The 21,481-nt window shown below is 67.9% G+C and carries 8 protein-coding genes; 6 read left to right on the plus strand and 2 right to left on the minus strand.

What is annotated here, in order from left to right; genetic code table 11:
• Window positions 1-225: 225 nt before the first annotated feature.
• Window positions 226-507, plus strand: a complete 282-nt coding sequence (locus tag CFP71_RS44490; protein WP_167406466.1) for a hypothetical protein — start codon at window positions 226-228, stop codon at window positions 505-507.
• Window positions 508-1,064: 557 nt separating this feature from the next.
• Window positions 1,065-10,835 (plus strand): WXG100-like domain-containing protein, encoded by a 9,771-nt coding sequence (locus tag CFP71_RS40940; RefSeq protein WP_143267266.1) that lies wholly within the window; start codon window positions 1,065-1,067, stop codon window positions 10,833-10,835.
• A 373-nt stretch (window positions 10,836-11,208) separates the two neighbouring features.
• On the opposite strand, the gene CFP71_RS40945 is transcribed toward CFP71_RS40940, so the two are convergent.
• Both CFP71_RS40945 and CFP71_RS40950 read right to left on the minus strand, forming a co-directional pair.
• A complete protein-coding gene (locus CFP71_RS40945) occupies window positions 11,209-14,670 on the minus strand; it encodes an FAD-dependent oxidoreductase (protein WP_093939267.1) in 3,462 nt (1,153 codons plus the stop codon).
• A complete protein-coding gene (locus tag CFP71_RS40950) occupies window positions 14,667-16,403 on the minus strand; it encodes a fatty acyl-AMP ligase (RefSeq protein WP_167406467.1) in 1,737 nt (578 codons plus the stop codon). The genes CFP71_RS40945 and CFP71_RS40950 overlap by 4 nt, the downstream gene beginning before the upstream one ends.
• A 269-nt stretch (window positions 16,404-16,672) precedes the next feature.
• Here CFP71_RS40950 and CFP71_RS40955 point away from each other — a divergent pair, with 269 nt between their 5' ends.
• From CFP71_RS40955 to CFP71_RS40970, 4 genes are all read left to right on the plus strand, one after another.
• Window positions 16,673-17,626, plus strand: coding sequence for a 1-phosphofructokinase family hexose kinase (locus CFP71_RS40955; RefSeq protein WP_244200023.1), 954 nt, complete (start codon window positions 16,673-16,675; stop codon window positions 17,624-17,626).
• Window positions 17,627-17,686: 60 nt separating this feature from the next.
• Entirely contained in the window at window positions 17,687-18,967 is a 1,281-nt protein-coding gene (locus CFP71_RS40960) for a class I SAM-dependent methyltransferase (protein WP_093939270.1), read from the plus strand.
• A 115-nt stretch (window positions 18,968-19,082) separates the two neighbouring features.
• Window positions 19,083-20,174, plus strand: a complete 1,092-nt coding sequence (locus tag CFP71_RS40965; protein WP_167406468.1) for an ROK family protein — start codon at window positions 19,083-19,085, stop codon at window positions 20,172-20,174.
• Between the two features lie 119 nt (window positions 20,175-20,293).
• Window positions 20,294-21,262 carry an ABC transporter substrate-binding protein gene (locus CFP71_RS40970; RefSeq protein WP_093939272.1) on the plus strand — a complete coding sequence of 323 codons (969 nt, stop codon included), beginning with the start codon at window positions 20,294-20,296 and terminating at the stop codon, window positions 21,260-21,262.
• The last annotated feature ends 219 nt before the right edge of the window (window positions 21,263-21,481 follow it).

Below are 21,481 nucleotides of genomic sequence, written 5' to 3' on the forward strand. Positions count from 1 at the left end.
GGGGGGGTTGCGAAAGCCACGTTCGCAACGCTCAACGTTGCGAACGTGGCTTTCGCAACACCGAAACCGGCAGAGGGGCAAGCCAGACACACGCCACCTTTGCCTTGCTTCCAATACCACTCACGACCCACGGCGCACTCGGGTAGTGGTCCTCCTTCGTGAGTAAAAGCCCTCCAAGAAGCGTGCGGCGCATAAGTTCTTCTATGGTGTGACCGGTGCTTTGGCATGCTTTCCGCCGAAATGTCCTGGTCGCCTGTGCTCATAGACGATATCGGAGTGGTGATGGTCAAGAAATCTCTTGGTGTTGTCCTTCTCGCGTTTTCGGCGTTGGTCGCGACGGCTCCCGGTAGTTCTGCCGAGGATCTGGTCCATCGCGGGAAGTTCGCCAATTACGCCGCGGCTGAGGGATTCTGCGTGATGGGGAAGTGGGCAGGTGCGTTCGAGAGCTGCACCTATGTGAAATATCGACCGTCCAGCGAGGTCATTGATCTTTTCACCAATCGCTGACCGGTTTTGTCGGACAGCGGCGATCAGGTGTGAGAAGAACATCTCCGGGCGAGATGCGCGCGTGTTCGCTCCAGGTGGCGTGGTCGGTGCGGGGTCGTGAGTGGCAATGAGTGTTCTATTTGAGGGGTAAGGCAAAGGTGTCCTGTCGGGTGTCAAGTCCGTGAAGGCCTCCTTGAGGGACCCAGAGTCCCTCAAGGAGGCCTTCACGGACCGGCGCTTGACTGTGACGACCGGGGTGAAGGGGACTTTCCCCGCGTCGCATGAGCGGAAAGTCCCCTTCGCCGCAGGGCTTGCGGTCGTCGTGGGTGACAGAGGCCGCCGTACGGGCGAGAGACACAACACGCCACGTTTGCCCTACCCCTCAAATAGCCCGAATCGCCACTCACGACCCCTGCGCCCGCCACGCCACCTTCTGCTTAGGCCTCGATGGCGACGTCGAAGGTTGCGAAAGTGGCTTTCGCAACCTCTGGTTCGGAGAAAGGAGGTGAGAGGAAATGGCCGGTGGGTCGGTGAAGCTGCCTCCGGAGTTGCAGAAGTTTTTTTTGGTGACGTTGGGTATGTCGTGGCCTGAGGGCAATGATGTGGCGTTGTCCGCGTTGGAGCGGGCGTGGCGTGAGTTCGAGGTGGCCACGCAGGAGTATCAAGCTGCGTTGCGGGCGAATGGTGCCGGGGTGGATGCGGCGCTGGCGGGGCGGACTGGGGAGTTTTTCGCTTCGTATCTGGGGCGGGATGTGGTGTCCGGGGTGGAGGCGTTGGGGGAGGCGTCGGACAGTCTGGCGTCGATGACGAAGACGGCCGCGGCGGATGTGGTGAAGGCCAAGGTGATGATGGTCGCGATGGCGGCGATGGCGCTGGCCACGATCATTCACTTGCTGGCGACGCTGATTTTCGCGTTCATGGCTGGTGCGGCGATTCTGACGGCGCGGGCGGCGTTGACGGCGGTGTGGCGTGCGCTGGTGGCGAAGATGCGGGCGCTGGCCGGATTGAGACTGACGAAGGAACTGGGGGTTCAGCTCGCGAAGGGGGTCGGCAGGGCTTCGGTCCCGGTGGCGGGGTTCGCGGCGGTGGGTGCGGGAATCATGGGGGGTTTGGATCTGTCGATCCAGCTTGGCCAGATCGCGACGGGCAAACGGGCGGAGCTGGACGGGAAGTCGTTACTGGGCACCTTCGTCGGCGGGGCGCTGGGGGGTGCGTTCGCCGGGATCTTCCACGCGGGTGCGGTGTGGCTTCGGGGTGTTGCGTCGGAGGGGGCGGGTCAGGCAGCGGGGAGGGTCGCCGCGGAGGCGGCGGAGGACGTGGTGGTGAAGGTGGCGGCGAAGGAGGCCGCTGATGCTGTGGATGATGCGGTCCCGGGTGGGGTGGCGGGTAAGACAGGTGGCGAGAAGGGACCGGAGGCCACGGTTGACGGGGAAAAGGCGGTCGAGGCACCGAAGCGGGCGATCCCGGGGTCCGTCGAGGCGTTGGGGCACTTGACGTATGGGGCGGGTCAGGTGGGGGTGGTGTTCATCACCGCTCCGGTGATCAACGCCGCCACGGGGTCTCCGCACGCGAGTCCGTGGCTGGGAATGTTGGGGGCGTTGTCGGGTTTCGGTGGTGGCCGTAATGGTTCCTCGGGCAGCGGTGCGGGATCCTTGGACGCGGTGATGACGGCGTTGGACCATCTGCCGCGCGCGCCGCAGCTGACGGTCCCGGCAGCCGACATCAAGACCGGCACCGGCGTCAAGACCGACGGGCTCACCACCGGGGAAAGGCTCTTCTTCGAACCGCCACCGTCCTATGCGGACACGATCGCCGCCGACCCTCGTGCAGCTGACTTGGCAAACCACCCAGTGCCCGCACGACCACTCGAAGCCCTCTTCGCGCCCATGGCCGGTGAGCGGCAAGCCGTGCCGTCCGCACTCGACAACGCGAGTTCACCGGCCATCGCCATCACTTCGGGCGAAGCGGGGATGCAACTGGACCGGCCGGGACGGGCAAGCCCGATCACCACGGTGCTGGAGGAATCGCCTGCCACCGCTGTCGCGCCGATCGCGGGCGAGCGAACGTCGATCGCCGCCCCCTTGCCGCTGCCGTCCGGAGTCGGTATCGCTTTCGTCGATCCGGCGTACCTCGGCAACGTGACCAAAGCTTTCGCCGGTCACGCGCCTGGTGTGCTCCCGGTCGCCGTACACCATCGGGATGGCTCGGTGATCCTTCCCGATTCCAGTGGGCGTCCGGTTTCGCGAGACTACGGCCGGTTCGCCGGCGAACTCGCCGGTCTCGCCCCGTGGGGCGAGATCTCGAAGATCGAGCTGTACGCCTGCGACGTGACTCCGGAGAACGTGGCCGGGCTCAACACCGCGCTGCGGACCGTCCCCGCGCTCGCACACGTCACGCTGACGCCGCACCGGGTGAACGAGCGCCTCCATGTCCTTCCCGACGGCAGCGACCTTTCCGGTGACGTGCCCGAGCTTCCGCCGGGGACGCTCACGCTCGCTCCCGGCACGCCTCCGCCGCTGGACGTGCTCACCTGGAGACCGCCCGTGTCGGCCGTGGCGGCGCCCCAAGATCTGAACGGGTACATCCGGCAGCGCGGTATCGTCGCTCCCCGGAATTTCGACGCGGTACTGCGCAACGGCTGGCTTTCCCCGGAGCTCGGGACGGCCGTGCGGGACGAGGTCGGCGCCGACACCGGCCCGCCACCGTTGAGCTGGGTGCGCTCCTGGGCCGAGGGGATGGAATCCGCTTCGGGGTCACTGGGACTCCACCACCGTCCGTCGGATGTCGCGAGAGCCACGGGTGCTCTGCTCAACGAGCACGAGATCGCGCAGGCCTGGGGACGCGCGCGGGTGACCTTCGAGTCCGCGCTCGACGTCCGTGGCGGACTCGACCAGACTGATTCCCTGGCCATCCGTTCGATGATCGAGGGGTTCGTCGACGCCGCGGTGCAGGCACGCCCGAACGCGTTGCCTCAGGTGCAGGCCGGGGTTTTCGTCGGGCCGGACTCCACGACGGGCCTGACGGAACTCGGGCGGCTCATCGAGTGGAGCGTCAGGTCCCGGCTGAGGGAGTATCCGGCGGACGTGGTGACGCCGTCCGCCGGCGTGCTGTTGACGCGGGTAGCGGTCTCCGCCCTCACCCGGCCGGTGGCCGACGGGCGGATCGGCGTCGTGCAGCTCCGGGTCGACGGTCAACGTGGCCTCTCCGGTCTGTACGGACCGAAAGCCTATGCGTCGTCCCAGAATTTGCTTTCAGCGGAGCTGTCCGCGGAACTCGCCAACGCGCGAGCGGTTCTCCCGACCGTCGGGGACACCCAGGCGCTCGCGGAGGCGCGGGCGATCATGAACCGGTATCACCAGCCTCCCCGGGCCTTCGTGGAGCGGGAACCGTCGCGCCTGCACCGGGCCCACGGTGAGCGGCACGAGGCCGCCACCCTTCTGGTCGCCTGGGAACTGTTCAACTACTTCGATCAGGTGGCGGCGGAAAGCCGGGCTCGGCAGCTGATCGACTTCGTCGGCTGGCCACGGCAGAGCGGGATCTTGGGTGGCCGGCCGGCGAAATCGGAACCGCTGGAAGCCGGGCCGTCCACGGCGGAGGCCGCCCTGGTCGCGGCCAACATGTACGGCGAAGAGAACCTGATCGCGCTGCTTCCCGACGATGTGGACCCGGCGGTGCCGACGACAGCCTGGCGCAACTCCAGTGTGCACTCGATACGGTTCGTCCTGCGGGAATCGGGACACGGGGACACCGACCCGGCGCTGCCCGCCGAAAGAGCCGAACTCGCCCACTGGGGACGGATCACCGGCGATCGACGGCCGACACCGCTGGTGCTGGCGCTGTGGCAGGGGGATTCCGGTTTCCGGGTGGGCCGGGAGAACCTCGATCCGGTCGAAACGCTTCTTCACCTCCAGAAAAGCGAAGCCTTCCGGCGTTTCCCGAGCGAGTCGCCACGTCCGCCGCTCGTGGTGCTGGTGGACGGCAAGGCGGGCGAACTCACGGCCCAGTTTCTCGCCGCGCTCCGTGCGGCGACGGGACCTGTCCACTTCTTCCTCTATGAGGGGCCTTTCCACTTCGATCCCGAAGGCACGATCAGGGTCCCGCGGGAAGCCGAGTTCACCGAGGAGTTCGGTGTCCGGCTGGATGACGTCCGCTACGTCAACGAGGGTATCTCTTTCGCGTTCCTCGAAACGGGGAACCAGGCCGAGGTGGACGGTGCCGGGGAGGTGGCCGCGGCGGCCGTCGTGGAATGGGGCACCACCCACGATGGTCCCTTTCCCCAGGCGGTGGTGCTGCCCGGCGACGACGCCATGGTGCCGATCGGCCTGCGCACGGGCGCCGTCCGCGTCCCCGCCGGGGGCGAGGAGATCGCGCAGCTGTATCTCGAGGATCGGGGGATACGAGACAAGCTGGCGGCGGATCCGGACTGGCCGATCCTCCTGGTGGCCGATTCCCCGCCCGGTGAAGCCCGGCCCGGCGACGTGCGGTTCGATTTCAGCGCGGCGTTGGCGCGTGAGGGTTTCTTCAACCCGGTGTACGCGACGACCCGTCACGCGCCGGACACCGGACGGGTGTTCCAGCTCGTTTCGGGGTTGTACGCGGACCGCGTCCAGATAGCTCTCGTCTCGACGCCCGACGACGAGCCCGCCGCGGTGTTCGTGCGCCATGAGGGGGACGAGGCGGCGTTGGACACGGCGTGGTCGTGGGCCGAGCACGAAGACGCGGCGGGGGTGCATTCGGTCAAGGGACCGGACGGTGAGAACGTTCCGGTGCCCTGGAACAACGCCGTACCGATCTTCGTCAAGCCTGACGCGGACGGCCGAGTCCACCTGGTGCGCATCGATGGCGTGCCCGCGACGGGCGTCCTCGGAGCCGCTCTGCGTGACAGCAGACGAGTGCGTTCGGCTCTTGGGGACTTCGCGGATGGCCGGGCGCCGCACCTGGAGTGGACACCGCTCCTGGTCCCGGTGGAGGGGAACATCACCGGGCTCAGGGAATTCTCTCGCGCTTTCGCCGACGGTGGCTATTCGCGCGCGATCTACGCGACCCGCGGCCCGGTGATCCTGAACGACGACGGGACGATCACGCTCACCGAAGCGGGGTTCGACCATGTCCCGGCCGTGGCGCCGGACCTGGCGAAAGTGGCCAGCTACCCTTTGGTGAACGCCCGCCTGGGTGTTCACGGTCAGTTCTTTCCGAGGGACGACACCGACATGCTCGTCCAGTGGCGAGCCGGTGCCAGTACCGGGCCTGTGTCAGGACAGCTCTATTTCTCCGAAACGTCGAAATCGGCCGGATCGCTGTATTTCGACACCTACCTCGCTCCAGGCGGTGAACCGAGCTGGCACACCGTCGTGCACGGCAACCCGACGTCGATCGAAGTGGCGTTGTCCACCGGACGTCCCTACGAACTGGGAGACCGGATCGGTCTCGAAGGCGACGAGGCGGGGGCCGCGCTCTTCGGATCGGCCGTGTACCGGATGGCTCAGCCCGATCCGCACCGCCCGTACTGGATGCTCGCCTGTAAGAGTGCCGAGAACGCGAAGCTGGCCCATGCCATCGAGTCGAGGTGGGGGACCGGCCCCGTTCTCGGCCTCACCGAGACCGCCAAGTTCCGTTGGACCGGCGCCGCGGTCCATGTGGACAACGGCGGTCACCTGACCGCGGTGAACCGGCCCCAGCTGAGGAATCCCGCTCTCGAGCACCTGGCGGCCGAGCACATCGGTCCCCGGCGGATCGAACGGCGCGACGGAGACGGTCTCGGCGCCGATGTCCTGGATCTGTCTCGGCGGGCGGTGCGGGCTTCGGCCTGGCGGCTGGCCAACGGTGGCGAACCCGCGGAGATCCGGATCGTGGCGCGTGGCGGGGACGAAGCGGACGGGCTTGCCTGGGGTGAACGGATCGCGGCCGGGCTGCGTACCGTCGCGGACGAAGAGGCCGCCCTGCTGACGGCCCACTATCGGCTTCCGGACGTGCGTGAACGTCCGCTGGGGTTCACGGTCGCGTTCGAGGACGGCGGACAGCGTCCGATGGTGGCCGTTGTGGAGGTGGTCCTGCCTGAGGGGGACTTCGGTGCGGATGCGGTGAATCCGCGATACCTGGACGAGATCGAGACCGCTTTCGACGAGTTGGCCCTGGTGGCCCGCGATCTCACCGTCGCCGTCCTGGAGCTGCCACGTGGTCTCGGCGTCGGCTTCGTCGATCCGGCCTATACCCGCAACGTGACCAGGGCCTTCGCGGAGCACGAGCCCGGGGTGCTCCCGGTGGCCGTCCATCACCGGGAAGGTCGCTGGGCCCTTCCCGGTGGCCGGGCGACCTCTCGGCAGTTCGCCGACGCCCTCGTGGCCCTCCCGGCGAGTCTCGTCACCTGGCCCGAGATCACCCGCTTGCGGCTGTACGCCTGCTACCTGACGCCGGGAATCGTCACCGGGCTCCAGGCCGCGATGAGGGAGCTACCCGCGCTTGAGCACGTGACGGTTTCCGCCGCCTACTCGGGCGGGCGGGTGCACTTCCTCCCCGACGGGGAGATCGTCGCCGGAGACGGGCGAAATCTGCCGCGGGGGACCCTCACCCTCGCGCGTGACGACGAGAACGCCGGTTCGGGTGCCAAGTCGCGTCGTTCGGCCAGGAAGGCGGCGTCGTCGCTGCTGACGGGGGTCCGGGAGGTCTTGTCGACGGTGACCCATCGTCCGCGGCGGAAGGGGAAGGAGGCGGCGGAGTCCAGCCGACCCGCGATTCCCCGGGAAGTACCCGGTTCTCCGGCCGCGGACGACGGTTCGCTGTATGTCCGGCCGCGAACGCCGGACCGGTATTCGCGTGAGAACGAGCTTCCTCCGCTGGATGTGGTGTCGTTCCGGCCGCCTCTCGCCGAGCAGCCGGGGCCGAAGACGTGGTACGACCACGTGCTGCGGCGCGGTCTCGCCGGTGAGGGCAAGCTCGACGAGCTCGTCAAGGGATTGGCCCAAGACCTCGGCGCCGGACTCACCAAGGTCCCGCCCCTGCCGAGGGAAGTCTGGGAGTTGGTGCGGGATCAGGTCGAGCTCGATCCCATCCCCTCCGGCTGGGTACGCCCTTGGGCGGAGGCCATGGACACCAGCCTTGACCGGACTCTGCCTTGGTATCGGAACGACCATGTGGTGGAAGCCTCCGGGTATCTGCTGAACCACGCGGAAGCCGATGAGGCCTGGCGATCTGCCAGGGTGGCCTACGAGATGTCCGACCGAGACGGCGGTTACGTCGTGAAGGAGCCCATCAAGCAGATGCTGAAAGGGTTCGTCGACGCGGCTGTCCAGGCACATCCGGACGCGTTGCCGCGGGTCACCGGGTCGATCTCCCTGCTGTTCGACGACCTCCTCGGTCCGAGCTGGTTGCGCGCTCTCGTCGGGAAGACGATCAGGTCTCGTCTGGCGGAGTACCCGCCGGGTGCCGTCACGGTTTCGGCGGAGCAACTCCTGGCACGCGTTTCGCTGTCCACAGGCGGGAGGGACGGCGAGAACCGGGGCTTGGTGAGTATCCGCGTGGACGGCCAACGCGCGCTGTCGGGTCTCTACGGTCCCGTGGCGTTCTCCGACGCCGACAACCCGCTGGACGATCACAAGAGCGTACTGACGGTCAACTGGAAGACGATCAAGGAGACACATGCCGTCGCGGTCTCGGCCATCCGGGCTCTGGCACCGGACGACCCGGTGTTCACCGAGGCGCGGGAGATGATCAACCGAACTCAGGAGCCTCCGCGCGAGTCCGGTGCGCGCCATCCGTCGCGGGTCTATCGGGCGCATCGGTCCCGCTACGATGTCGCCGTCGACATCGTGGCCTGGCAGCTCGCCATGGCCCGCGCCGATGTCACCCGGGCCGACACGTTCCGGGACGACGCGAGGGATTTCGTCACGGCCTTGCGTGGATACCTCGACTGGCCACGGGAAAGCGCGTTTTCGGGTGGCGCCCGTGTCTTGCCCGCCTCATCGCCCACCGGGGTCGAAGTCTCCGTGCTGGCCCTTCCGCACAGATTCGTCGTGGCGTTCGTCGATCCCGGCTATGCCGCCAACGTCGCTCAGGCTTTCCCCGGCTGGGACAACGTGGTCCCGGTGGTCGTGCACCACCGGAACGGACTGTTCGAGCTTCCCCGGCCCGGTCACGGTCCTGTCCCGCATGATTTCGGCCAGTTCGCCCAAGTCCTCGCGACCTTGCCGGGCAGACTCGTCTCCTGGTCCGGTGCCACGGGCATTGAGCTTTACGCGTGCGATCTGACACCTGGGATCGTCGACAGTTTCGAAGCAGCCGTGAAGGCCGTACCTGGCTTGAACCACCTCACGGTCTCGGCGCCGAAGCAGGGCGCCGCCTTGCATCTCCGCACCGACGGCACCTTCGATCAAGGTGACCGGGCCGTCCAGCCGCCCGGCACACTCACCCTCGCGGGGGCTTCCGGAGCGAAGCCCCCGCGATCGGCCAGGGCCGCCGACCCCGACAATCCTTCGCACCGCCACGCGCATTACTCGGCGGAGTACCAGGAGCGAGTCCGCGCGGAACTCGCCCGCCTGCGACCGGACGACCCGGCGTTCACCGAGGCGCGGGGACTGATGGATCGGCTCTACGAACCTCCGCGGGACTTCGCCGGACAGGAACTTCCTTTACCGCATCGGTTGCACCGCAAGCGGTACCAGGTCGTCCTCGACAAGATCGCGATGCAGCTCGCCCGGGCCCAGCGATTGGCTCCCCGCTGGCACTACGTCGCCATGTCTCGGCAACATCTTCACGAGTATGTCGATTTCGTGGGCCGGCCGCGGAGGAGTGCGAGCTCGGTCGGCGCACGGGCGATGTTCGCTCCTTCCGGTGCCGGCGGCGAAGTCGCGGCCCTGCCCTTGCGGCACAACGCCGGGGTCGCTTTCGTCGAGTCGCGCTATGCCACCAATGTCGCGTTGGCGTTCGCCAGACACCCCAGTGACCACATGCCGGTGGCCGTCCATCATCGGCAGGGGCGATGGGTTCTTCCCGATGCCGACGGCACTCAGGTTCCGCATGATCACGGTCAGTTCGCCGGTGTGCTCGGGAATCTGCCCGCCGGTCTCATCTCCTGGGGAGGTATTTCGTGGATCGAACTGTTCGCCTGCGATCTCCGTGACGAGGACGTCGCCGGTCTCAACGACGCGTTGCGTGCTGTGCCCGCGTTGTCGCACATCACCGCCAGGGCGGCGTGGTCGGGGACCCGGATCAACCTCGTTTCCGATGGCCGCGTCCTGTTCGGCGAGCATGCGGACCTGCCGCCCGGGACCCTCACGCTCACGCCCGCGGATTCTTCGGGAACGTCGTCCTCGGACGCCGGGACTCCGCCCGCCGGCGTGCTCGCCTGGCGGCCGGGAGGGCCGGACCGGACGCTGAACGACCTGACCCGAAGGCTCAGCATCGCCAACGAAACCAACTTCTCCAGATTCATGCGGCCTGGCCGCTTCGGCTCCTTGGCCCCCGAGCTCTGGCGGCTCATCCAGGAACAGGTGACGGAGGACCCCAGTCCCACTCCGCGCGGCTGGGCGCGGTCGTGGATCGAGACCATGGATTCGGTGAGGACTCCCGAGGGTGAGCTGTACCGAAGCGAGGACCTGGCGATGGCCTCGGGAATCCTGAACGCGTGGGAGGTCGACCAGGCTCGCGGACGCGCCCGCGAGGCCTTCGAAGGCAGACTGGGCGACGACGGGGAACTCGACCGGGACAGCGTGGCTTCGATCGAACTCATGGTGGACGGATTCGTCGACGCCGCGGTCCGGGCGAATCCGGACGCGCTGCCGATGATCCAGGCCGCCGTTTTCGCGGAGCAGGGCTCCACCGGCGGGACGACCCTGGTGCGGTCGCTCGTGGAGGCGCAGATCAGGTTCCGGTCGTCCCAATACCCGGCAAGCGCGCTTGAGGTACCGATGGAGCGCCTGCTGTCGCGCGTGTCGCTTTCCCTGCGCACGCCCCAAGCCGGTGACGAGCGGATCGGCAAGGTCGAAGTGCGGGTGGACGGTCAACGGGAGGTGTCCGGTCTCTACGGTCCGGGGGCCTTTTCCGATCCGGACGATCCACTGCCCTTGCATCGCGATGAGCTGGAGGAGGCGCGTCGCGATCTCGCCGACATGGACCGGAACGGTCCGGTGTTCCTCGACGCTCGTCGGATCATGAACCGGTTCCACCAGCCTCCCCGGGTGTTCGCCGACGAGGAGCCGCGGATCCATCAGGCCCACCGGGAACGGCATCAGGCGGCAACCGACCTCGTCGCGTGGGACCTGACGAAGCCGCCGCACCGATACATCGACGACAACGTCCGGCTCGCGAGGCAGCGCGCGCAGGCCTTGCTCGGCCCCGTGGGCTGGCCGCGGTAGCGGGCGCGTCCGTGAGGGAGACCCTCCACCTGGAACGGGGTATCGGCAACCCGCCATCAGCGATGCGACGGTCGGGGCAGCAGATCGCGCCGGGAGAGGGTCATCGCTGACGAGCGCCCTCGACAAAGGTCACCGGAGTGGTGCATCAACGGCTTTCCTCGGTCCCCCTGCCGCGATCGGTCGACGACGGTGGCTCGGCGCGACCTGGCCGGTCCGAGAACTGGCGCCCGCGCCGCCGGGCGCTTTCGCGACACCCGATGCCGCCGGAACCGCTGAATCGGCGCGGTCGTGATGCGAAAGCCACTTTCGCAACCATCAACGTTGCGAAAGTGGCTTTCGCAACGTCTGCGGAGGCCGGCGCGTGAAGTTCGCGTCACCTGTCGAGATCGGCGAGAAGCGCGCTCCTGACCTGATCGACATGCGGCGGGATGAACATGCTGAAGTGGTTGCCACTCACGGGAAAGACCCGGATCCCCGCGGTTTCGACGTGCTCCCAGCCGTTCGCGGGGGCGTCCAGATGCAGCTTCAGCCCGAAGTGCGACGACGGCATCGGTGCGAATCCGTCGGCGGTCTTCAGCACGCGCAAGGTCAGGTCCGAAGGCGGGAAGGGGTAGGTCGCGTAAGCGCGGATGGAGCTGAGCTGGACCTCTACGATCGAGGCCAGGTGTTCTTCGTAGCGGGCCGGATCGGTGGCACCGAGCGCGCGAGCGACCGCGTCCCGCTGCCCGGACAGCGGTGCGTTCAGATCCACTCCGCAATCACAGGCCCCGACAGCGACACAGGACATGTGCCGGACCACGGCCTGGTCGCGCAGCGCCCCGGCGATGTCGTCGTCCGGAACGGCTTGACCGGCGACGGCCACGAAGGTGTCCAGCAGGGCCACCGGCGCGACCTCCGCCCCGGTCGCGCGAAGCTGCCGACCGACCTCGTAGGCCACGACACCGCCGAAGGAGTGGCCGCCGATCCGGTACGGCCCTTCGGGAACCAGCGCCCGGATTCGGTCGGTGATCGCCTCGGCGATCTCTTCGACGTCGTCCGTGGCGGCGCCGGCGCCGTCGAGCCTGCCCGGGATCTCGAAGGGGAACAAGGGGGTCCCCGGACCCAGTGCGGCGGCGAGCGGGCGCAAGTAGGTGCCTGCCGCGCCGATGCCGCCCACGCAGAAGAAGGGTCGCACGCCGGGCGCGAAGTTCTGACGTACCGCGATCTGCCACCGCCGCAGTTCGGACGGTGTTTCGTCTTCGGCGAGGTAACTCGACACGGCGTCGATGGTGGGCAACTGGAGGAACAGGGTGTGCGGGACGCGGAAGCCGAGATACGCCGACAGTCCCGACATGAGGGCGGCCAGGGCGAGGGAGTCGAAAGCGAATCCCGAAAGAGGAGCCCGCGGATCGGGCTCGGCGGTGCCGGTGGCCTCGGAGACCGCCCGGATCAGCCAGGTCCGGATCTCGGCGGAGGTCCGGGTGACGGTCTTCGCGGGTGCGTCCGGGGCGTCGGGGGCCTCCGAACCGGCGAAGCGGCGCCGGACCAGGTCCAGCGCGTGGCTCATCGCGCATTCCACCGACTCGAAGCCCAGGAGGCCGCCGGTGAAGTACGTGTGGTTCTCACCCTGCCGTGCTTCGAGATCCTCCAGGATCCCGGACCGCACGTCCGCGCTCGTGAAATGCGGCATGAGCGACCAATCCCGGTGCAGCAACGGCCGCAGGTCGTGGCCACCGTATCCGGCGAGGTCGGTTTCGAGCTGCTTGCCGGTGTCCTCGCCGACATAGGAGTAGCACGTGTAGACGTCGCTTCCGGGATACCGGTGCTGGAAGCCGATGCAGTGCCCGCGATCGGCGGAGCCGTCCGCGAATTCGCCCAGCAGGTAGAACGCGTCCCTGGGCAGCCCGGACACGGCCGCCACCGTCGTCCGGTAACGCTGGTAGCGCGTCCGGTCCGCCCACTCCCGCTCGCGCGCCGAGGAGTCGAGCGCCGCGGTGATCCGATCCGGCGGGACGGCGATGATCAGGTCGTCCGCGACGACGGTGCCGCGGTCGGTGTGCACGAGTACCGCACCGGTCTCGGTATCGCGACGCTCGACGGACACGACGTTCGTGGCGACCCGGACATCTCGCAGTTCCGCCGCGACCCGTTCCCACAAGGTCCCGAATCCGCCCTTGATGGTGAATCGCGCGTCGAGGGTCTCGGCCGTGGGCACGGTGTCCGAGATCAGGCCCGTCGTCTCGACGTACTTGACGAAGTACAGCGCGGGAAGGTCGTCGTCGGGGAAACCGTAGCCGGCGCAGGTGTATCCCAGCCCGAACGTGGTGTACATCGACCGGAGATCGTTCTCGGCCAGCCATTCCGACAGCGGAGCCGACAACGCGGCCGCGGAGTGTGCCAGGCCGGGTTCGCCGATCCGGGGAAACCGTTCCGCCCTCAGCCGCTCGTAGCGTTCGACCGAGCCGTCGGTGAAGAAGCGCATGTCGGTGGTGGTCCGTCCTGACCGGCCGGTGCTCAGCACCCGCTCGGCCGGGGTGGGTTCGGTCGCGACACCGAGTTCCGCCGCGAGTGCGGCCAGCCGCCGGTACCGGCCGGTGCAGATATGCGCGCCCAGATCGTGCGGATGCCCGTCGAACTCCACGGACGCGGCCTTGCCCGCCACGTGATCGGCGGATTCGAGCACGATGGCGCGATGCCCCGCGCGCTCCAGTTCGCGGGCGGCGGTGAGACCGCTCGGGCCCGCCCCGATGACACAGACCGTCCTTGTCGACGACACGGCGCCGCGCCGGGGCGGCCGCAGCAGTTCAGCCAGTTCTTGCGGCATCGTCTTGCCCAGGCGCGCGAGCGAGGTCATGCGGTACATCAGCGCGCGCAGATGGCCGAGCGACGCGGTGGTGTGCGGGGAGCGGCTCAGGGTGATCCCGAGCCCGTCCGGGGCGAGCGCCGGATCGAAGGCCAGCGCGTCGGTTTCGTCAGTGGACAGTGCCCGGTCGAAGTGGATTTCGGCAAGGTCGGTCCACTGGGGTGCACCGGGCCATGGCTTGGTCGCGTCGAGCGCCGCTTGGAACCTGGCGACGTCGGAGTCCACGGGATGCAGACTGATCTGGAGGACGCAATCGACGCCGCCGGTGTCCAGTCGCGCCCGCAGTTCGTCCCTGAGCCCGGTGGCGGAGCCGGTTTCCCCGGCGGGGCGGCCGACGGCTTCCGGTGGAGTGGGCGGCCACCACAGGTCGCCGTGATCGAACCGGCCGTGCCGCACCGGTTCCCGCGCCGGGATCACCCGGTACCTGGCCAGCCACGGCGTACCGTCCGCGGCGACGAAGATCCGGGGTGCCTGGCTGTACAGTTCGTAGGCCGCGTAGGAGGTCGCCACCCGCTCGGTGTCCCACAGCGCCGTGCGCAGATGCGGAAGACGGTCCAGCACCTCGTCGCGCTGCTCCGCCGAACCCGCGGTGAGCTCCCGGAAGGTATGGGCGTCATGGGCGAAGAAGTGCTCACCGGTGTTGAACGTCAGATCGAGCAGACCGCTCCGGGGCGACGCGGGGTCGAGCAACCGCAGCGAGAGTCCGCGCACCGAGACCTCGTGATCGTCCTCGCCCTGGGAATTGCTGTACCGGCCGAGAACGGGGAAGACCTGCCCAGGACGGAAGAAGTCCTGCGCGGGGAAGGCCTGGTCGGTGACGAAGCGGAGGCGGCCACGCGCGCCGGTCGAGGCCGGATGGAGGAACCGGGCCCGGTGGCGCGCCGAGTAGGCGACCAGCCCGGAGAGGTCGATGAGGACCTGACGGAAATCGTCGTCGATGTCGTACAGCCGAGGGTCTCCGGGGCCGGAGGACAGCACGAAACCGGGATTCACATCGCCTCCTGAAGCTCGTGACCGGGGGAGTGGAAGACATGCAGGACTTCGTCCGATCCGGACAGCGAACCGTCTGAAAAGGACCTTCCGGCCACCTGTCGCCTCAGCTTGCCGCTGGAGGTCTTGGCGGCCAGGCCGGGACGGCCGATCAACAAGGTGTCGACGGTGATTCCGTGGTCCAGTCCGACACAGGTGCGTACGTCCTCCCAGATCCTCCGTGCGTCCTCCGCGTCGATCCGGTCGGCGCGGGTTTCGACGAGCACCACGACCCTGCTCCCCGTGTCGCCGTCGACCGAGAAGACCATCGTGCCGCCGGGCCGCAGCAAGGGGTTGCAGTCCCGGACGGTGTCTTCGACGTCTCCGGGGTACACGTTGCGGCCGCGGATGATCATCAGGTCCTTGATCCGGCCGGTCACGTAGAGTTCGCCGTCCAGCAGGAAGCCGAGATCACCGGTCCGGAGCCAGCCACGAGGATCGTCCACTCCTTCGAGCCGGGCATGGAAGATCTCGGCGGTCAGTTCCGGCCGCCCCCAGTAGCCGGCCGTGGTGGTCGTGGACCGTACCCAGACCTCCCCGACCCGCTCGGCCGCGCACGGCAGACGGGTGGCCGGGTCGACGATCCTGATCTCGTCGCCCGCCTTGCTGGAACGGCCGCAGCCACGGAGGATCGTGGCTCGTCCGGTCTCGGAAGTGCGCACGACCTTCCCTTGGGCCAGCGCGTCTTTGTCGACCACCGCCCGTCCTTGTCCGCGATTGGTGACACTGGCGGTGTTCTCGGCCAGGCCGTACGCGGCGAAGAAGACGTCCTCGCGGAGCCCGGTTCCGGCGAACGCCTCCGTGAACTCGCGGGCCGTCCGGTCGCGGACCGGTTCGGCCGCGCAGATCGCCATCTCCAGCCGGCTCAGGTCCCAGCCGGCGCGCTGCGCCGCGGTCGTCTTCCGGACGGCGAGGTCGTAGGCGAAGTTGGGCGCGGAGGTGATCGTCGCGCCGACCCGGGACATGACGGCGAACCAGACGGCGGGATCACGCAGGAAGGTCACGGGCGACATCAGGTGAGTGGCCGAATTGCCGCACACCGTGCTGAGGATGACGTTGATCAGTCCCATGTCGTGGTACTGCGGGATCCAGAACACGCCGCGGGTCCCGTCGTGCAGCCGCAGGTCGGTCACGTTCGCCGCGAGCTCGTGCGCGATGTTCCCGTGGGTCACCACGACCCCCTTGGGCGTGCCGGTGGAGCCCGAGGTGTACTGCAGGAACGCGGTCTCGTCCGGCGAAACCGGCTCGTGCCGGGCAACCGTCCCCGCGTCCCCGCGGAACCGCCGATCGGTGCGGTACCAGGTCAGCTCCGGGACATTCGTCGTGCTCCGGCCGAAGAGGCCGGCCACGGCCGCGATCTTGCGGGCCCGGTCGTAGGTCGCGTTCGTCAGCGCGGCCCTGGCTCCGCAATCCGCCACGATCTTCGCGAACGTGTCCATCGAACGGCCGGGGCGCGTCGGGTCGGGCGGGTAGACGGGGACCGGCACGACACCGGCGGCCAGGCAGCCGGTGAAGGCGGCGATGAAGTCCAGGCCTGGCGGATACACCAGCACCGCCCGGTCACCGGCTCGCAGACCCCAGCCGCGAAGAGCCGTCGCGATCTTGTCCGTCGCCTCGCCGAGTCCTCCGGCGGTCAGTGTTCCCGCATCCCGGCCATCGTCGCCTACCCAGGTGAAAAGCAGCCGCGCCGGCTCCACCGAACACAGCCTGCGTAAGGCTCCGAGCACCGTCGGTGAACTGGGAGAAGTCATGGCCGATCGTGTGCTCAAGGCGCGCCGGAAGAAAAGAGGACTAATGGACGAGAGTCTTTTCGGCCAAGAATACTGCCCGGTATTCCGGCGGTCGTGCCCGAATGAGGAGCTGTACCTAAGGGCACAAAGGCTATCCGCGGACGTCCGCTTTTTCCTCTAGCCGTTGAAAAAGAGGATCGCGCTGGACAAGCTGATCCACGGCCTGCGATGGCCTGATGGAGGGTACGGGAATGTTCGTGGTCTTGGTGGCCGATCCGAGCGTCGATCGGGTGATCGAGGTGGATCGGCTCGAACGGGGCGGCCTGCACTGGGCTTCCGCCGGAACGGTGCGTCCGTGTGGCAGGGGCGTCCACTTGGCACGGGCGTTGGCGGGTAACGGTTTCGGCGCCCGCGTGGTGGTCCCCGCGGGCGGGCCCGACGGTGACAACCTGGTCAGTCTGCTCCGCGCCGAGGACATCGAAGTGATCCGGGTCCGCACCGAAGCGACCGTGCGGCGGAACATCGGACTCGTGGAGCCGGACGCCACGGTGACGAGGGTGAACGAGATCGGCCCGCGCCTGTCCGGCAACGAAGTGCGCGTTCTCTGCGACTCGCTGGTGAAACACGTGGACGACGCGCACTGGGTGGTACTAGCGGGACGGACACCCCGCGGAATGGATCCCGAAACGCTCGCCGAAGTAGTCGCCCGGCTGTCCGGTGCCGGGGTCAAGGTCGCCGTCGACAGCAGCGGCTCGGCCCTGGTGGAGGCTGTGAAGGCGGGGCCGGCGCTGGTCAAGCTGAACCTCGAAGAGCTCGAAAGCGCGACCACTCGTCAGCTGACCACCTTCGCCGACGTCGCCGACGCGGCCCAGCAACTGCGCTCGCTGGGAGCGGGCGCGGTGCTGGCCGGGTTCGGTGCCAAGGGCGCGGTGCTGGTCGAGGACATCGGAACGTGGCGTGCCAAGCCGACGCCGGTCAGGACGGTGAGCACGATCGGCGCCGGTGACGCTCTGCTCGCCGGATTCCTGGCGGCCGGAGCCGAGGGGGCAGAGGCACTCAGCGCGGCGGTGTGCTGGGCCGCCGCCGCGGTTTCCCTGCCGGGCAGCGTGATGCCGGGCCCCGTCGACATCGAGGCTCGTGAACGCGAAGTGGACGCCAGCTCCGAGTGGGACGAAGAAGTACGCGGTTGATCGTCCGGAACCCCCGACCGCCGGCCTCGCTCCGGCGGGGAATGTGAACGAGGGAAGCTTATGTTGGACAACGCCATTTGTTCGGCCGTCAGGGAACACGCCTGGGTGGGAATGGTCCGGCGGGCACCGTCCGGGGTGCTCGAAGTCCGGCCGGCTAACGACGCGCTGGCCTTCGGCGGCGCGTCGTGGGCGCTGACCGGCGAGTACCTGAGCAACTGGGCGGACCTGTACGAATGGGCGTTCAAATCGGCCGAACTCGACGCGACGGGTTCCGACTTCATCGGGCTGACCACCGCCACCACACCGTTGCCGGACAAAGACGTCCGTGACTGGATCGAGCACACCGTCGCGCTGGTGCAGGAGTCGAAGCCTCGCCGTGTGGTGGATCTCGGATGCGGGACCGGGCTGCTGCTTCGGCACCTGCACGACGTGATCGAGTCCTACGTCGGGATTGATCCGACGAAGTTCGCGGTGGACCGTATCCGCGAGGCTCGGCTGCCCGGCGTGCGCGCGATTCTCGGCGGAGCCCACGATCTGTTCTCGCACAAGGTGAAGCGGGCCATCGCCGAAACCATGGGCGAGGGTGGCAGGCCGGATTGCGTCGTGCTGAACAACGTCGTGCAGTGCTTCCCGGGGACGAAGTATCTGGCCTCCGTTCTCCGCGACGCGATCGAGCTGGTCGAATCCGGTGGCCGGGTCATCCTCGGAGATCTGCGGAATCTGGCCCTGGCCGGAGAATATCGCCGGTGGCTGGAAACAGGCGCGGACAGCGAGCCGGGGTTGTTCCGGGACGAGGAGGAACTCTTCGTCGACCCGAACCTGATCGGGTTGCTCGCCGCTTCGGTGGATCGTCCGGTCAAGGTCTCCATCCGGGCGAAGACCATGCCGGGGGACAACGAGTTCACCAGGTTCCGCTACGACGTGGTCATCCACGTCGACCCCGGGCAGGAACCGCCGCACCCCGCTGAGGTGTCTTGGCGGGAACTCACCGGCGACCGGCTGGCGACGTTGTCGGAGCTCGCGGGCGAGGGGCCGCTCGCGATCACCGGGATCCCGAACGCGCGCACCGCGAGCGCGGACGGAGTGTCGTCGGGCGCGTTGAGCGCCGCCATCGAGGGCACCGGTCTGGTGGCCACGTTGTCGCTCGACGACCCGGCGCTCCTGGAAGTCCGGCCGGCCGGCGGTGTGGAGCCGAGGCTTGACGCCGAGCCGCTCGAAGACGATTCGCTCGAGAGGTTCGTCGCCCGTCGCCTGCCGGAACTCCTGCGCAGCCACCTGGCCGAGAGCTTCCCCGGCGTTCGGCTGCCGGAAATCGTCGTCAGGAAAGCCTCGGGTTCGTAAGGGCCGTTCCTTGACTCCTGCAAAGGAAACCGGACGGGCGCGCGGCGACTCCGCCCGGATGCTACGGCGACACAACGAATCCCTCATTCTTTCGGCGCTGTATCACGACGGCCCGATGAGCCGAGTGGAACTGGGGCCCCTGACCGGACTGGGGCCCGCCGCGATTTCCCAGCTGGTGTCGGGTCTGCGGCGGAGCCGGTTGGTCCGTGAAGCGGGCCAAGTGGCCTCCAGCGGAGGACGGCCGAGGGTCCTGCTCGAGATCGACCCCGACTTCGGTTACCTGGCGGGAGTGGACCTGACCGGCGACTCCGTCGCCTGGGGATTGTTCGACCTGACGATGCGCCCGGTCGACATGCTGCGGCGGAAGCTCCGAAGTGGATTCACGGACGTCGGAGGGCTGGCGCGCGAACTGACTTCGGGGCTTCGTGAGCTGTTGAACTCGGCCGATGTCCGCGAGCCCGACTTGCTGGGTATGGGAATCGGGCTTCCGAAGACGGTGACCGCGCCCTCTCTGGCGGAAGAATGGTCGCCGGACCGGCTGAAGCCCCTGACGGGGCTGGAGATACCGGTTTTCGTCGGCCGAGGAGTGAACAACCAGGCCTTGGCGGAGAGCCGGTTCGGCGCGGGGCGCGGCTTCGAACGCGTGATCGTGGTGGAGATCGGTGCGGGCGCCGATGCCGCGCTCGTCGTCGATGGGCACGTAGAGCGAATCTGCGAATGGGGTCACACGACCCTCGACTTCGGCGGACGGCCGTGCCACTGCGGCTCACGAGGCTGCGTCGAGGCGTACGTCGGCGTGCGCGGCATTCTCCAGCGGTATCACGAATCATGCGGGCTTCAGCCGCCTTCCCGAGGGAAGGAAAGCGCCAAGCTGAGCGCGCTTCTCCGGTCCACAGCGAACTCCAGGCCGGCGGCGGTGCTGGTGCGGGAGACCGTCGGCTACCTCGGCGCTGCGCTCGGGAACCTGATCTCCGTGTTCACGCCTTCCAAGGTGATCCTCACCGGCTGGGCCGGTCTGTTGCTGGGAAAACGCTTCATGACCGACATCCGGAAGGTCGTCGCCGGGCACACGCCGCAGCACGTGTATCGGCACACCTCCGTCGAGCTCGGCGGCGCCGGGCCAAGGGCCGCGATGATCGGAGCGGCCGCTCTGACGGTCGAGGCTTTGCTCGGCCGCGGGGCAGACCCCCGGGGCGAGGCGGAGTAAGTCCATCCTTCGGGCACGCATGGTGGACGAACGACGGTTTGTCTTCGTGACGGAGCCGGAAACTTCCTCCGATCGGGTTACCGTCCGATTCCGGGCGAGCCTCGCGAAGGGGAAAAGAATTGTTCCAGCATCTCGGGAAACGGACCCTCGCGGCCACGGTCGCCATCCTGCTTCTGGTGACTTCGGTGAGTGGCTGCAGTGCTTTCTCCGAATCGGCGCCGCCCGCCCCGGAGAAGGCCAGGATCACGGTGTCCGCCCTGCCGACCATCGACCTGGCACCCCTGTGGCTGGCGCAGGAGGGTGGCTACTTCGAGGCCGAGGGACTTCAGGTGGCGCTGAAACCGGCGAACAGCGGCCAGCCCCCTTACGAGGAGATGAACAGCGGCAAGGTCGACATCGTCCTGTCGAGCTATGTCCCGTTCATCCTCAGCGGTAGCACGCGGACGCAGAACATCAAACTCGTGGCCGACGGTTCGTCGCTCGACAAGTACAGCAGCGCGATCGTCACCGTGCCGGGCTCTCCGGTCCAGCGGGTCGTCGACCTGCCCGGCAAACGGATCGCGGTCGTGGGGAACAACACGGTGGCGCATCTGCTGATCCGCTCGGTGATGGGCGACCACGGTGTGGACGACCACGGAGTCGACTGGGTGACGATGCGGCTGGAAGACGTCGCCACCGCCCTGAGCGAAAAGCGTATCGACGCGGCCTACCTGCCCGAGCCGTTCCTGACCCAGGCGGTCCTTTCCTCGCGGGCGTCGGTCGTCGCCAGCCTTTCGTCCGGCGCGTCCGTGAACTTCCCGCTGACCGGTTACGCGGCCACCAGCGAGTGGGTGACGGCCAATCCGAACACCCTCGCGGCCTTCCGGCGAGCCCTGGCCGCGGCCAGCCGCGACATCGCCGATCGGTCGAAGTTCGAACCGATCGTGGTGAATCATCTGAAGGTCTCCACCGACGCGGCCGCCCTGATGTCCCTTCCGACGTTCACTTCCGTGGTAAATCCCCAGCGGCTCCAGCGGGTATCGGACCTCTTGCAGGCGATGCAGGTGACGCCCGAGCGATTCGACGTCAACGGGATCATCGCACGGTAGTTCTTCCGGTGAATCCGGAAGAACCGGTCATCCGATTGCCCTATTCGACTTTATTCTGTTGGACGAACACTCCGCTCATCCGCCCGGGCCGGTGATCGTTTTCTAGCATCGTCTTCTTCCGTGCAGAGAAACTTACGGAACCCGACGAAAGCAGGGGACGATGACCAAGGCGCAGAACCGAAAGGGCGAGCGACCGGTGTCCACACTGGACCGGTTCTT

It is taken from the genome of Amycolatopsis thailandensis (genome assembly GCF_002234405.1).
Lineage (GTDB): Bacteria > Actinomycetota > Actinomycetes > Mycobacteriales > Pseudonocardiaceae > Amycolatopsis > Amycolatopsis thailandensis.